This window comes from Actinomadura fulvescens (assembly GCF_039533225.1).
GTDB lineage: Bacteria > Actinomycetota > Actinomycetes > Streptosporangiales > Streptosporangiaceae > Spirillospora > Spirillospora fulvescens.
This window is the reverse complement of the sequence record NZ_BAAATD010000017.1, coordinates 14,717-27,992: the sequence shown is the minus strand read 5'-3', so window position 1 is coordinate 27,992 and position 13,276 is coordinate 14,717. Positions and strand designations below refer to the sequence as shown.

At 73.6% G+C, this 13,276-nt stretch carries 13 protein-coding genes; 2 read left to right on the top strand and 11 right to left on the bottom strand.

The window, feature by feature from the left end:
* Nucleotides 1–136 precede the first annotated feature (136 nt).
* Nucleotides 137–541, top strand: coding sequence for a DUF2795 domain-containing protein (locus ABD333_RS41195; RefSeq protein WP_344548072.1), 405 nt, complete (start codon nt 137–139; stop codon nt 539–541).
* A gap of 81 nt (nt 542–622) precedes the next feature.
* A complete protein-coding gene (locus tag ABD333_RS41190) occupies nt 623–1,105 on the top strand; it encodes a hypothetical protein (protein ID WP_344548071.1) in 483 nt (160 codons plus the stop codon).
* Here ABD333_RS41190 and ABD333_RS41185 read toward each other — a convergent pair.
* From ABD333_RS41185 to ABD333_RS41135, 11 genes are all read right to left on the bottom strand, one after another.
* The gene (locus ABD333_RS41185) at nt 1,085–2,614 is read right to left on the bottom strand and encodes an FAD-dependent monooxygenase (RefSeq protein WP_344548070.1); all 1,530 of its coding nucleotides are present in this window, start codon (nt 2,612–2,614) and stop codon (nt 1,085–1,087) included. The two genes, ABD333_RS41190 and ABD333_RS41185, sit on opposite strands and share 21 nt — an antisense overlap.
* A 90-nt stretch (nt 2,615–2,704) precedes the next feature.
* Nucleotides 2,705–4,321, bottom strand: a complete 1,617-nt coding sequence (locus ABD333_RS41180) for an acyl--CoA ligase family protein (protein ID WP_344548069.1) — start codon at nt 4,319–4,321, stop codon at nt 2,705–2,707.
* A gap of 61 nt (nt 4,322–4,382) precedes the next feature.
* Nucleotides 4,383–5,759, bottom strand: coding sequence for an MFS transporter (locus ABD333_RS41175; RefSeq protein ID WP_344548068.1), 1,377 nt, complete (start codon nt 5,757–5,759; stop codon nt 4,383–4,385).
* 148 nt (nt 5,760–5,907) lie between these two features.
* A complete protein-coding gene (locus tag ABD333_RS41170; RefSeq protein WP_344548067.1) occupies nt 5,908–6,633 on the bottom strand; it encodes a dienelactone hydrolase family protein in 726 nt (241 codons plus the stop codon).
* Nucleotides 6,633–8,267 carry a thiamine pyrophosphate-binding protein gene (locus ABD333_RS41165; RefSeq protein WP_344548066.1) on the bottom strand — a complete coding sequence of 545 codons (1,635 nt, stop codon included), beginning with the start codon at nt 8,265–8,267 and terminating at the stop codon, nt 6,633–6,635. Before ABD333_RS41165 ends, ABD333_RS41170 begins: the two co-directional genes overlap by 1 nt.
* Nucleotides 8,260–9,042 (bottom strand): SDR family oxidoreductase, encoded by a 783-nt coding sequence (locus ABD333_RS41160; RefSeq protein WP_344548065.1) that lies wholly within the window; start codon nt 9,040–9,042, stop codon nt 8,260–8,262. The genes ABD333_RS41165 and ABD333_RS41160 overlap by 8 nt, the downstream gene beginning before the upstream one ends.
* An 11-nt stretch (nt 9,043–9,053) precedes the next feature.
* Nucleotides 9,054–9,791 (bottom strand): SDR family oxidoreductase, encoded by a 738-nt coding sequence (locus ABD333_RS41155; protein WP_344548064.1) that lies wholly within the window; start codon nt 9,789–9,791, stop codon nt 9,054–9,056.
* Nucleotides 9,788–10,519, bottom strand: a complete 732-nt coding sequence (locus tag ABD333_RS41150; protein WP_344548063.1) for an alpha/beta fold hydrolase — start codon at nt 10,517–10,519, stop codon at nt 9,788–9,790. The genes ABD333_RS41155 and ABD333_RS41150 overlap by 4 nt, the downstream gene beginning before the upstream one ends.
* Nucleotides 10,516–11,304: an aspartate dehydrogenase domain-containing protein gene (locus ABD333_RS41145; protein ID WP_344548062.1), complete on the bottom strand. Its 789-nt coding sequence runs from the start codon at nt 11,302–11,304 to the stop codon at nt 10,516–10,518. The genes ABD333_RS41150 and ABD333_RS41145 overlap by 4 nt, the downstream gene beginning before the upstream one ends.
* Complete coding sequence (locus ABD333_RS41140; protein ID WP_344548061.1) at nt 11,292–12,218, bottom strand: VOC family protein; 927 nt, start codon at nt 12,216–12,218, stop codon at nt 11,292–11,294. The genes ABD333_RS41145 and ABD333_RS41140 overlap by 13 nt, the downstream gene beginning before the upstream one ends.
* Nucleotides 12,215–13,273: a Rieske 2Fe-2S domain-containing protein gene (locus tag ABD333_RS41135; protein ID WP_344548060.1), complete on the bottom strand. Its 1,059-nt coding sequence runs from the start codon at nt 13,271–13,273 to the stop codon at nt 12,215–12,217. Before ABD333_RS41135 ends, ABD333_RS41140 begins: the two co-directional genes overlap by 4 nt.
* Between the last annotated feature and the right edge of the window lie 3 nt (nt 13,274–13,276).

The following is a 13,276-nucleotide window of genomic DNA, read 5'->3' as shown; positions in this document are numbered from 1 at the left end:
CGGTCCCTCACCAGGGCGCGCCCGTTTAGGCGGCGGGGACCGGGAACGATCCCCATGGGGGAACGGCGTGATGTGCCGGTCTCGAAAACCGACCCCGAGGCCGGCACATCCCCCTTTTCCGAGAAGGGAGAACGCCATGGCCGAGATGAGCGGCAAACACGGGCCCAGGCTGGACGACCAGCTGGAGCACGAGACGGAGGGGATGGTGCGGGGAGGCAGGCCCACGCACGTGGAGGAGTTCAAGGAACCCGAGCCGGTGTCCGACGACTCCGGCCGTGATCCGACCTCCGACAGCCCTCCGGCGGAGGGCACGCCGCCCGGCATGACGCCGGCGGACGTGGAGCGGCGCGCCGAGTTCGCACGTGTGATCGTCGGCGTCCGCTACCCGGCGTCGGCCAGCGAGATCGCCGAGCACGCCGCCGGACAGGGCGCGCCCGACGAGGACGTCGACGCGCTCCGGAACCTGCCGGACCGGCAGTACGAGAACCTTGCCGACGTGACCGGCGAGCTCGGCATCGGCCAGGAGAACCGCCGCTTCTGACCCGCGGCGGCGGAACGCCTTTCACGGGCCGGGGCCCGGTGCGACGCTGGACCAGGCACCCCCCGGCCCGTGGAGGCGATCATGGCGGAAACACCCATCGACAAGATCAGGAAAATGGTCGCCGGCGATCCGGCCAACGCGTCCATCAAGGCAGGGACGCTGCTGGTCACCCGCGGCCTGGGCGCGGTCGCCGTCGCGCTCGTCGGCGTGTTCCTTCTGCTGGACCAGCTCGGCGACAGCGGCCCGTGGCACGGCCTGTCCAGCGCCCAGAAGCTGGCGTTCGTGCTCGGGGCGGGGTTCATCTGGTCGGTCGTCGCGGCGGGCGACGCGCTGGCCCGCGGCATCGCCTCCAGGCGGCCGGCCGAGCTGGTCGCGCTGCCGCCCGGCCTGCTCGCCACCGTGCTCGAAGGCGAGGACAGCCCCGGCTGGCGCGTGGTCGGCGTCCGGGCCGCCGCCGCGGGCGGCGAACCCGAGTTCCTCATCGCCAAGGACACCGAGGTGCGCTGGCTCGCCGCCGGACGGCTCTCGTTCCGGCAGCCCGCCTCACCCCAGCAGGCTCCCTGAGCCGTGTGAGTGGTGGCCGGGCGAGTGATGGTGGTCGATCGGGGCGCCGCACCAGTGCGCGAGCGCCGTGCGGATGGCGGCGGCGCGCCGGTCGGGGGCCGTCTCGCCGGTCGCCCAGGCGACGTAGCCGTCAGGTCTGACCAGCGCCGTCGTGCGGGTGACGCCGTTCGCGACGTCGCAGTGCACCCGGTCGCTCCAGCACCGGGCCACCAGGTAGGTCACCGCCGGGTCGTTCGCCGCCACGACCAGGACGAACCGCCCCTCCCGGAGCGCCTCGTACAGCCTCGGCGGCTTGCCGCACAGCGGGACGTCGGGCGCCCGCCTGCCGATCAGGCGATGGGCGCCGGGCGGCGCCGGGTAGGACACCGCGATGCCGGAGACCGCGCGGGCCAGGCCCCGGGCCACCGGCCGCACCCGTGTCACCACGCCCGCGGCGACGTTGCGCGCGACCTGGAGGGCGGGCGGCTCGACGAGGGCCGCGCGCAGCACCGCGCCGCTGCCGCGGATCACCAGCCGCCCCACCGGATGCCGTTCCTCGTCGTAGGTGTCCAGCAGGCCGGGCCGCGCCCAGCCCTCCAGCTCGGCGGCGAGCTTCCAGCCGAGGTTGGCGGCGTCCTGCAGCCCCACGTTCATGCCCTGCCCGCCCGCCGGGGAGTGCACGTGCGCGGCGTCGCCGGCGAGGAACACCCGGCCGGACCGGTAGCGCGGCACCTGCCGCTCGTCGCTGTGGAACCGGGAGGTCCAGCGCTCGCCGTGGATGCCGTGGTCGGTGCCGAGGGCGCGGCGCACGACGTCGCGGAGCTCGTCCATGTCGACCGGCTCGGTGTCGGGCACCTGGTGGTGCCGGTTCCAGGCGATGACCCGGTACCAGCCGTCGCCGAACGGCGCGAGGAACGCGAAGGCGTCACCGGACGCGCCGACCGTCAGCACCTCGCGCGGCGCGGCGGCCAGCCGCACGTCGGCCAGCATCACCGAACGGATCACCGAGCCGCCGGGGAACGGCAGGTCCAGGGCCCGGCGCACCGTGCTGCCGGCCCCGTCGGTGCCGACGGCGTACGCGGCGCGGCGCGTGCCGGTCGTGCCGTCGCCGTACCGCACGTCCACCTCGACGCCGCCGGCGTCCTGCCGCAGGCCCGTCACCTCGGCGCCGCGCACGATCTCGGCGCCCGCGGCCAGCGCACGCTCCTCCAGCACCCGTTCGGTCTCGTACTGCGGCGTGATCAGCACGTACGGGAACCGGCTCGGCAACCGACCGAGGTCGAGCGCGGCCCGCCCGAACAGGGTGACGCGCCTGACCCGCTGCCCGGTGGCGACGAGTTCCTCGGCCACGCCGCGCGCGTCGAGCAGCTCCAGGGTGCGCGCGTGCACCGCGAACGCGCGGGTCAGGTTGAGCTCTCCCGCGCGCCGCTCCAGCACCGTGCAGGCGACGCCCGCGCTCGCCAGGTCTCCGGCGAGGAGCAGCCCGGTCGGGCCCGCCCCCACGATCAGCACGTTCCCGGTGGCAGGCATCCCGCCCCCTCCGATCTCGATCAGGGTCCGTAGCGGGCATTCCCCCGCTCGGCGGGCTATGCACATCCGCGCGGGATTCGGGCGTCCGACTCAGCCCTGGACGCGCCGGTCGTGCCCGGCCCACTCCTTCTCGCGGAGCTGGAACTTCTGGATCTTCCCGGTGGAGGTCTTGGGCAGCTCCGTCACGAACTCGATCCGGTCGGGTGCCTTGAAGCGCGCCAGCCGTCCCCGCACGTGCTCGACCAGCTCCTCCGCCGTGACCGACGCCCCCGGCCGCGTGATCACAAAGGCCTTGGGCCGCTCGCCCCACTTCTCGTCGGGCACCGCGACGACCGCGACCTCCAGCACGGCGGGATGGGAGTCGATCGCACGCTCGACCTCGACGGTGGAGATGTTCTCGCCGCCGGACACGATGATGTCCTTCGACCGGTCGCGCAGCTCCACGTAGCCGTCGGGAAAGCGGACGCCGAGGTCGCCGGAGTGGAACCAGCCGCCCCGGAACGCTCTGGCCGTGGCCTCCTCGTCGCGGTAGTAGCCCGCCATGACGTTGTTGCCGCGCATGACGATCTCGCCGAGCGTCTCCCCGTCCCACGGCACGTCGTTGTCGCCCGCGTCCACGACGCGCAGCCCGTCCGTCTGGAGCATCCCGACGCCCTGGCGGGCCAGCAGGCGGGCGCGCTCGGCGGCCTCCAGCCCGGCCCAGCCCGGCTGCGGCTCGCAGACCGAGTAGGGGCCGTAGGTCTCGGTGAGGCCGTAGACGTGCACGATCCGGGCGCCGAGGCCCTCCATCTGGCCGATGATCGTCGGGCTCGGCGGCGCCCCGGCCGTGGTCACCACCAGCGGCCGTTCGAGCGGGTGGGCCTGCGGGGCGTTCGCGATCGTCACCAGGACCGTGGGCGCCCCGTTCAGGTGGGTCACGCCCTCGTCGTCGATCAGCCGCCAGATGCGCTCGGCGTCGACCGCCCGCAGGCAGACCTGCGTGCCGCCGATGGCGGCGAGCGCCCACGGCGTGCACCAGCCGTTGCAGTGGAACATGGGCAGCGTCCACAGGTAGACGCTGTCGGGGGTGTGCCGCGAGTGCGTCACCTCGCCGAGCGCGTTGAGGTAGGCGCCGCGGTGCGTGTAGACGACGCCCTTGGGCCGCCCGGTCGTGCCGGACGTGTAGTTGATCGAGATGGCCGCGTTCTCGTCGGCGACCTCCCAGGGCAGCGGGTCGTCCGAGCCCTGGGCCACCAGGTCGGTGTAGCCGATGCCGCCGACGACCGGATCGGGCGCCGCGCCGGACGCCGGGTCGATGACGGTCACGATCTGCCGGACGGTGGCGAGACCGCCGACCAGCGGCGCCACCGCCCGATGCAGGCCGGAGTCGACGACCAGGACCTTCGCGCCGCTGTGGTCGAGGATGTAACGGACCTCCTCCGGCGCGAGCCGGGTGTTGATCGCGACGAGGACGGCCCCCGCCAGCGGAACGGCGAAGTGCGCGATGAGCATCTCCGGCACGTTGGGCGCGAGGTAGGCGACCCGGTCGCCCGGCTCCACGCCGAGGGCCCGCAGGCCCTGCGCCACCCGGTTGACCTGGGCGGCGAACGTCGCGTAGCTCTCGCCGCGTTCCCCGTAGGAGATCGCGGTCTTGCCTGGAAAGACCTCCGCCGATCGTTTGAGGAACGACAGCGGGGTGAGCGGGGTGTACGCCGGGCCGGTCTCCATCGGTCCTCCAGAAGTCGTTCGCGCCGAGATGAACGCTAGAACAACCGGCCCGGCGACGGAATCACTTCAGGTCAGGCGAGAGCTGTTCGAGCGTGCGACCGCGCGTCTCGACGGCGAACAGCGCGGCGACCGCCCCGGCGAGCGCGACCCCGCCGAGCATCGCGAAGATCGTGGCGCTGCTCGCGCCGCCCGACACCAGGTTGCCGACCACGATCGGGCCGAGGATGACGCCGGCGCGGTTGAAGACGCCGCCCATCGAGCAGCCCAGCGCGCGGCTGCGGGTCGGATACAGCTCCGGGGTGTAGAGGTAGAGGGTCACGTTCGTGGCGAAGACGAAGAACGCCGCGACCGAGGCCCAGACCGCCACCTGGCTCGCCGAGACCGCGCCGAGCGCGCCGAGCGTGACCAGCGCTGCGGCCGAGCCGGCCAGGCCGGTCGCGAGCGCCCAGCGGCGGCCGACCTTGTCGATCACCAGGGCGACGGTGAGGCAGCCGAGGAATCCGGCCGCGTTGGTCCACAGGTTGTAGTGGAGGGCCGTGTCGATCGAGACGTGGAAGACCTTGGTGTAGAGGGTCGGCAGCCAGGCCGTGATGCCGTAGTTGACGAAGTAGCCGAAGAACCACAGCGCCGAGACGACGACCGTGCGCCGCAGGTAGACGCCGGAGACCAGGTCGCGCAGGGTGCCGCGCGGTTCGACGGCCGCCGGGCCCGTGGCCGGGGCGGGCTCGGGCAGCGTCCCGGCGGTCCGCGAGACCTCGGTCTCGATCCTGGTCACCACCTGGTCGGCCTCGGCGAGCCGTCCCTTGGCCGCCAGCCAGCGCGGGGACTCGGGAACGCCGCGCTGCATGAACGCGATGGCCAGGGCGGGAACGGCGCCGATCACGAACAGGGCCCGCCAGCCCCAGTTGGGCACCACCCAGGCGGCCACCAGCGTCGCGGTGAACAGGCCCGCGGGGAAGACCAGCTCGTAGAGCAGGACGAAGCGGCCCCGGTGCTTGGCCTTGGCGATCTCGCTGACGTACGTCGCGGCGACCGGCACCTCGCCGCCGATGCCGAGCCCCTGCACGAACCGCAGGACGACCAGCCAGGCGAAGCTCGGCGCGAACGCGATGGCCAGGCTGGCCAGGCCGGTGATGACCACGCCGAGCGCGACCATGCGCACCCGGCCGACCCGGTCGGCCAGCCAGCCCGACACCAGCGCGCCCAGCAGCATGCCGACCGAGCCGGAGGTGATCGCGAGCGTGACCTGGCCGGTGCTGAGCCCCCACTCCTTGATCAGGACCGGCATCGCCGAGGCGACCAGCAGCTGGTCGAAGGCCTCGAAGAAGGTGACGACCCCGATGAGCGTCCGGACCTTGACATGCCAGCGTGAGGTGGGAAGCCGCTCCATCCGGGCGGCGATCGACGCCACGGTCGGCGTGCTCGAGGTGATGGTCATACGTTCTCCCATTCTGCCTGGTCACGGGGTAGGCCGTGGCCAAGTGCCCTGGTGGCGGGGGCGTTGCGGAGACACTAAGCGCTAAGAATCTTTGTGGTCAATGATTTGTAGGTAACTACTTGATTTCTTGCTGGCCGAATTATCTTGGCTACGAGATAGTTCGCAGGAAATCGCGAATCCGACGCCAGCTCTCGGCGCTGGCCTCCGGATCGAAGCCCGTCCGCCCGGGCCGGTAGAAGCCGTGTCCGGCCCCCGGGATCTCCACCAGTTCGGCGGGCGGGCCGGGGGCGGTGAGGGCCAGCCGGAGCCGCTCGGCCGCGTCCGCAGGGAGCCGTCGGTCCTCCTCTCCGGCGACGCCCAGCCAGGGCGCCTTGCGGTCGGCCAAGAGCAGTTCCAGCGGCGGCAGGCCGTCCCAGGGAGCGCGCTCCAACCCGGACGGGCTCACTGCCACCGCGCCCGCCACCCCGGCCTGGGCCGCGGCCCAGGTGGCCAAGTGCCCGCCCATGCTGAAGCCCACCACGGCGATCTTCGGGGCGCCGCGTTCCCGCAGGTAGGAGATGGCACCCTCGATGTCGGCGGTGAGGTCCTCGGCCCGCAGGCCCGCCATCTCGCGCCGCGCGACGGCGAGGTCGCCCGCGTCGAACGCCGGGCCGCCGTGCTCGTAGTAGAGGTACGGGGAGACCGCCAGCCAGCCGTCCCGGGCCAGCCGGCGGCAGGCGTCCTCGGCGTACTCGGTGACCCCGAAGACGTCGTGGAGGACGATCACGCCGCCGCGCGGCGGTCCCGGGGCCCACGGCTCCCGGACGAACAGCGGCGCCGCGGTCTGCAGCACGCGCCGCCCTCGGTTGGCGGGGCCGTGCGAGAGATGCCCCATCAGCCCTCCTCGGGCAGCGGGACGGGGGGCACGAACGGCACGGGCGTGGGCCCGACCGACGTCACGTCCACCTCCAGCAGATAGGGCTCATGAGCGGCGACGGCCTTGGCGAACGCCTCCGGGAAGGCTTCGGCGTCCTGGACGATCGCGTACGGCATCGCCATGGCGGCGGCCAGGGCCCCGAAGTCGGGAGTGAACAGGTCCACGCCCGAGCGACGTTCCATATGGGCGTCCTGCATGTTGCGCAGCACGCCGTAGCCGCCGTCGTTGAAGACCAGCAGCACCAGCCACGGACGCTCCTGGGCGAGCGTCGCCAGCTCCCCCAGGTGCACCGCGAGACCGCCGTCACCGGCGATCACGAGCGTGGGCACGTCCGGCCGGGCCGTCGCCGCGCCGATGCCCATGGCCAGGCCCTGCCCGATGCCGCCCCCGAGCGGGAAGACGTTGGTGGCGGGATCGAGGATCGGCAGCAGGCGGTTGCCCCACTGGCTCGACGGGATCGTGACGTCGCGGGCGATCGGCGACGCCGGGTCGAGGTGGTCGCGGATCGCGTCGTTGACGAGCGCGTACCGGCCGATGTCGGCCCGGAGCCGCTCCCGGACGGCACGCCGGGTCGCCGCGCCCCGTCCGCGCCAGCCGTCCTCGGCCCCGGCGCCGGCCGGCAGCACGGCCGCCAGATCGCCGAGCGTGCGGGACGCCTCTCCATGCAGCCCGATGGTCGCGGGATAGGCACGGCCCAGCGCGGCGGCGTCCACGTCGATCTGAATGTGGCGGGCGGGGAGCGCGAGCTTGTAATGCCGGGTCTCGTTGGACCGGAAGTGCGTGCCGACACTGATCAGCAGATCGGCGTCGCCGAGCAGCGGCTGCGCGGCGGGGGCGGCCGCGAAGTTGCCGATGACGAGCTCGTCGTCCTCGGGCACCGCGCCGCGTCCGGCGTTCGAGGTGAAGATCGGGGCGCCGAGCCGCCCGGCCAGGGCCCTGAGCTCCGCCCCGGCGCCGCGGCCGCCGCCCCCGGCCCAGATGACCGGCCGGCGGGCCTCCGCGATCAGCCGGGCCGCCTCCGCCAGTGCCTCACCGGAGACGACGGGAGCCTCGGAGGCGGCCGGTTCGACGGCGGCGAGGCCGGTCTGCGCCGCGTACTGCAGGTCGATCGGCCACTCGACGCTCGCCGGCCCCTGCGGAAGGGCGAGCGCCCGGCGCACGGCCTCGCGCAGCACCTCCCCCGCCACCTCGGCCGAGGTCACGGTCACCGCGTGCTTGGAGACGGCGGTCAGCATGCCCAGCTGGTCCTTGGTCTCGTGGATGACCCCGCGCCCCTGGCCGAGGAACCCGCTGTCGATGTTGCCGGTCACGTGCAGCACCCGGCTCCCGGCCGACAGCGCCTCGATCAGCGACCCGGCGGCGTTGCCCGACCCCGTGCCGGTGCTGGTGAGCGCGCAGCCCAGGCCGCCGGAGACGCGGGCGTGGGCGTCGGCGGCGTTGACCGCGGCGGCCTCGTGGCGCACGGCCACGAACCGCAGGTCGCGCGACACCGCCTCGACCAGCGGCAGGTTGTGCACGCTGACGACGCCGAAGACGGTGCCGACCCCGTGTTCGCGGAGGACCTGGACGAGCAGGTCGCCACCGTTAGACATATCTGGACACTCCTCCGCCGACGTCGATGGACGTTCCGGTGATGTAGGACGCGCGCGGCGACAGCAGCGCGACGATGGGATGGGCGACCTCGTCGGCGGTGCCGAGACGGCCGAGGGCGATGCCCCGGTCGGCGGCCAGCGCGCCGGTCCACTCCTCGTAGGTCTGGGCGGTGCCCGCCGCCTCGTGGCGGCGCCGCCACTGGCCGGTGTCGATGAGCCCGAGGCACACCGAGTTGACCCGGATCGGCGCGAGGTCCACCGAGAGGGTCTTGGTGAGGTTGAGCAGCGCCGCGCGTGCCGCCGAGGTGGCGCCGAGCCGCGGTTCGGGCTGGCGGGCCAGGACGGCGTTCACGTTGACGATGGCGGGCGCGTCCGACCGGCGCAGGTGCGGCTCGGCGGCCCGGACGGCGTTCAGCACGCTGAAGATCTTCAGCTCGAACTCCTCGCGCCACTGCGTCTCAGTGGTCTCGGCGACCGGCGCCATCAGCGACCGGCCCGCGTTGTTGACCACGCCGTCGAGCCCGCCGAGGTCCGCGGCCGCCCCGTCGATGAACTCCGCCACCGCCGCGCCGTCCAGCACGTCGCACGAACGCGCGTACACCCGTGCCTCCGCCGCCCTCGGCAGGGCGTCGAGCGCGGCCGAAAGCCGTCCCGCGTCGCGGGCAAAGGCCGCCACGTGCGCTCCGTCGGCCAGGAGCAGCGCCGCGGTGGCCAGGCCGACACCGGAGCTGGCGCCGGTGACGGCGTAGACCCGCCCGGCGAGTCCGAGGTCCATGGGATCGCTCCTTAGTTGAAGACGAAGCCGCCGTCGACCACGAGGGTCTGGCCGGTGATGTACGAGGCGGCGTCCGACAGCAGGAACAGCACCGCGCCGGTGAGGTCGCCCGGCTCCTGCGGCCGGGTGAGGGCGCGGTTCAGCCGGTAGAGCTCGTGCCGCTCCGCCGGGATTCGCCCGGCCGCCTCGCCCAGCGTCAGACCTGGGGCGACGGCGTTGACGGTGATGTCGTACGGCCCCGCGTCACGCGCCATCGCCCGTGTCATGCCGACGATGGCGCTCTTGGACGTCACGTAGTGCGCGAGGCGGGGCGAGCCGTAGAACGCCGCGTCCGAGGCCAGGTTGACGATCCGCCCGGGTCGTTCGAGCAACGGCCACAACGCCCGCGACACCAGCCAGGTGCCGCGCACGTTCACGGTCAGGACCGCGTCCCACTGGGCCGGGTCGATGTCGTAGAACGGCCTGCCGCCCACACCGTCGGCGAGCGCCGCGTTGTTGACCAGGCCGTAGACCGGGCCGAGGGGCGCGAGCGCGGCGGCCAGCGCCGCGACCGACCGTTCGTCGGCGACGTCGGTGTCGACGCGGTGCGCCTCGATGCCCTCGTCGATCAGATCCGCGACCGCCGCCTCGGCGCGTTCGGCGTCACGTTCGGCGACGACCACGCGGGCACCGGCGGCGCCGACGGCGCGGGCGATCTCCAGTCCGAGGCCGCGCCCGGCGCCCGTGACCACGACGATCCGGTCCTTCATCGGGTCACCTCCGCGAAGAAGTCCAGGACGATCCGGTTGAACTCGTCCGGGCGCTCCTGGTTGGCGACGTGGCCGGCGTTCCTGACCAGTTCGAGCCGCGCGTCCGGAAGGGCCGCCGCGATGGCCTCGCTCTCGGCCGGCCCGGTCACGGTGTCGCGGTCCCCCACGACGACCAGCACGGGCAGGCCGAGCGAACCGAGCACGTCGCTGTGATCAGTCTCGGCCATCGAGGCGGCCGCGTAGGCGTATCCGGGCAGCCTGATCGACCGCGCCATCGCGGTCACCACCCGGTCCACCAGCTCTGGGGGCGCCTCCGGGGACACCAGCCGCGGTCCGCGCCGCGCGGCGAACGCCTCGGGGCCGAGGCGTTCCAGCTCGGCGGCGCGCGCCCGCATGCCCTCGGCGCCCCGCGGCGTACGGCCGGAGCCGCGCGTCGAATCCGCCAGCACCAGCGAACGCACCAGGCCCGGGTGCTCGGCGGCCAGCCGGGTCGCGATCACGCCGCCCCACGAGACGCCGACGACGTGCGCGGGCTCGCCGATGAGCCGCGCCGCTGCCGCCGCGTACCCGGACATGCCGGGCGGCTCCGCCGGGTCCGGTGAGGACGCGTAACCGGGCGCGTCCCAGGCCGTCACCGGATGCCCGGCGGCCCTGAACGCCTCGACCTGCCCGTCGAACGAGGCGGCGCAGCCGCCGATGCCGTGCAGGAGGAGCACCGGGGCGCTCATCGGAAGCTCCCGGTGCGGGCCGCGAGATCACCGATCGCCTTGAGCACGGCGTACGGGACGACCTGGCTGGTCGTCGGGTTGTCCGGCGACGGCCGGTTGCGGATCTCGAAGCGGTAGTCGCCCGCGGCGCCCGAGGCGGTGATGACGTGCGAGGTCAGCGTGGCCGCCGGGTCGGCCATGACCACGGCCTCGACCCGGTCCCAGTCCCCCACGGCGAGCGCCACGGCGGCGGCCACGTTGGTGGACCTCGGGAACGCGGCGGCGATCTCGCGGGCCGGCCCGCGCCGTACTTCGACCGGGCCGTCCGCCGACCGCACCCGGCGCGCCTCCGCCTCGTCCATCCATGGCTGCACCAGGCCCGCGGGCTTCTTGGTGGTGACGATCCGGACCTTCTCCAACGGGCCCATCCGGGCCGCCGACCGCAGCATGTCCAGGCCGCCGATCGCGCCGGTGACCAGATGCACGCGGCCCTCGCCCGCGCCGTACAGCCGCGCCAGCAGCGCGTCGTCGGTCAGCGCGCCGACCGAGACGACGAGCAGGTCGGTGCCGGCGGCGACGACCCGAGGCCCGACGTCGGCGAGCACGCTCTGGCCCGCCGCCTCCACCACCAGGTCGGCGGCTTCGATGGCCCCCTCCAGGGAGAGCTGGGGCAGCCCCGGGGCGCCGGCCGGATCGACGACCCCGGCCAGGCGCACGCCCGCGACCTCACCCGCGTCCAGGGCGCGGGCGACGACGCCGCCGATGGCGCCGCAGCCGACGACGGCGACCGCGATCACTTCTCCCACCAGCGTCCGGCGTCGGGGATCCCGGCCATGTGGGAGCGCACGTCCTTGGACGGCGGCCCGGCGGTGCCCCAGAGATCGGACAGCTCGGGCACGCGGCGCCACACGCGGCACAGCCAGGCGTCCTCCTCGACCTGCTCCACCTCGGAGGTGTACTCGCAGACGAGCCCGGCCGGATCGGCGAAATAGGAGAAGGTGTTGTTGCCCGGCCCGTGCCGTCCCGGCCCCCACAGCGGGGTGACGCCCTGGTGCCGCAGCCGCCCGATGCCCCGCATGAAGTGGTCGATCGACGGCATCTCGTAGGCCACGTGGTTGACCGACGTCCACTCCGCCTGGTTGAACGCGATGACGTGGTGGTCGGTGTTGCAGCGCAGGAACGCCATCTGGTGCTCGGACCAGTCGGAGATCCGCATGCCCAGCACGGTCGTGTAGAACTCGCACGCCGCGTCGATGTCGACGGTGTTGAGCACGACATGCGCGAGCTTGCGCGGCGCCGCCTCGCGGCCGCAGGCGTCCCCCGGCACGACGGCCTCGACCTCGGCGGACAGCTCGACCAGGCGGTTCTCCGGGTCGGCGAAGCGCAGCCCGTAGCCGCCGCCCGCCTGGTCGAGCCGGTCGAGCCGGCCCGGCTCGGCGACCAGCGCGATCCCGGCCGCGGTCAGCCGCCGCGCGGCCTCGTCGACCTCACGCGGTGTGCCGACCGAGAAGGCGATCTTGCCGAGGGCGTTGCGCTCCGCCTCGCGCAGCTCCAGGATGTGGTGCTCCTGGCCGGTGCCGCGCAGCCACGCCGCACCGCCGTCGCTCTCGACGGTGTCCAGGCCCCACACGTGCTCGTAGAACTCGGCGGCCTGCCTGGCGTCCGGCGTGCGCAGCGCCACCGAACGCAGCGAACGCAGCCGTGCGGCGGGCTCGTTCATGCGTTCACCCGCCGGCCCGCCGCGGCCCGCTCCTCGCGCGCGGCGAGCTGTTTCTGCGCCTCACCACGGATGAGCCGCCGCAGCCGTACGAGGGCGAGGTCGTGCTGGTAGAGGTTCTCCCGGTCCCAGGCGTTCAGCGGCATGGCCTCCTCCATCACGCGGTCCTGCTCCAGGACGGCCCAGTGCCGCGCCTCCAGCCGGGCCTTGTAGAGGAACCGCCACGCGTCGCGCTCCCAGCCCTGCACCTTGCGGCAGCGCCAGAAGAACGCGGCGTGCTGGGTCTCGTTGATGGGCGTGGCCGTGCAGACGATGCGGAACGGGCCGCCGGGGCCCGCGGTGGCCGGGTAGGGGATCTCCAGCCGCACCCACTGCATCGCGGTGTCGATCCACTCCGACCAGTCGAAGTTGACCCCGGCCTGGTCGATCTTCTCGAAGACGAAGCCGGTGTCGGTGTCGCGGATCTGGAAGACCGCCTCCCGCTTGCCGCCCGCCATCGTGTGCGACTTGCGGTGCAGGAACGCGCCGTGCATCGGGTCCATGAGGTTGTCGAGCGAGTAGACCCAGGGGGCGTCCCACTCCACGTACGCCAGGAAGCTCTCCCATTCGCCGCCGATGCCCTCGGGCAGCACGAACGGGGCGGGCGCCCCGTCCTCGGGATCGCCGAACCACGCGAAGATCGCGTCGGCCTGCTCCACGGCCGGGAACGTGCGCAGCCGCTTCTTGCCTTCGAGCGCGCAGCCGGGGCTGCCGGGCACGGACACGACCACGCCCTCGGCGTCGAGCTGCACGCCGTGGTACTCGCACGCGATCCGGTCGCCCATGTGCACGCCGCGCGACAGCCGGGCGCCGCGGTGCGGGCAGCGGTCCTCCTGCACGTGGACGGTGCCGGCGGCGTCGCGCCACAGCAGCAGTTCCTCACCGGCCCGTTCCAGGCGGGTGAGCGCGCCGCGCCGCACCTCGTCCGAACGGCACAGCGCGTACCAGCGGTCGCGCAGTCCGAGCTTGACCAAGCCGTCGACCGTGTCGAGGGCGGTGTTTCCCGAAGGGTGCTTCATCAG

Excerpts from the sequence above, each read along its gene's own strand:
- ABD333_RS41195 (WP_344548072.1), top strand. The coding sequence starts at position 137 with ATGGCCGAGATGAGCGGCAAACACGGGCCCAGGCTGGACGACCAGCTG.
- ABD333_RS41190 (WP_344548071.1), top strand. The coding sequence starts at position 623 with ATGGCGGAAACACCCATCGACAAGATCAGGAAAATGGTCGCCGGCGAT.
- ABD333_RS41185 (WP_344548070.1), bottom strand. The coding sequence starts at position 2,614 with ATGCCTGCCACCGGGAACGTGCTGATCGTGGGGGCGGGCCCGACCGGG.
- ABD333_RS41180 (WP_344548069.1), bottom strand. The coding sequence starts at position 4,321 with ATGGAGACCGGCCCGGCGTACACCCCGCTCACCCCGCTGTCGTTCCTC.
- ABD333_RS41175 (WP_344548068.1), bottom strand. The coding sequence starts at position 5,759 with ATGACCATCACCTCGAGCACGCCGACCGTGGCGTCGATCGCCGCCCGG.
- ABD333_RS41170 (WP_344548067.1), bottom strand. The coding sequence starts at position 6,633 with ATGGGGCATCTCTCGCACGGCCCCGCCAACCGAGGGCGGCGCGTGCTG.
- ABD333_RS41165 (WP_344548066.1), bottom strand. The coding sequence starts at position 8,267 with ATGTCTAACGGTGGCGACCTGCTCGTCCAGGTCCTCCGCGAACACGGG.
- ABD333_RS41160 (WP_344548065.1), bottom strand. The coding sequence starts at position 9,042 with ATGGACCTCGGACTCGCCGGGCGGGTCTACGCCGTCACCGGCGCCAGC.
- ABD333_RS41155 (WP_344548064.1), bottom strand. The coding sequence starts at position 9,791 with ATGAAGGACCGGATCGTCGTGGTCACGGGCGCCGGGCGCGGCCTCGGA.
- ABD333_RS41150 (WP_344548063.1), bottom strand. The coding sequence starts at position 10,519 with ATGAGCGCCCCGGTGCTCCTCCTGCACGGCATCGGCGGCTGCGCCGCC.
- ABD333_RS41140 (WP_344548061.1), bottom strand. The coding sequence starts at position 12,218 with ATGAACGAGCCCGCCGCACGGCTGCGTTCGCTGCGTTCGGTGGCGCTG.
- ABD333_RS41135 (WP_344548060.1), bottom strand. The coding sequence starts at position 13,273 with ATGAAGCACCCTTCGGGAAACACCGCCCTCGACACGGTCGACGGCTTG.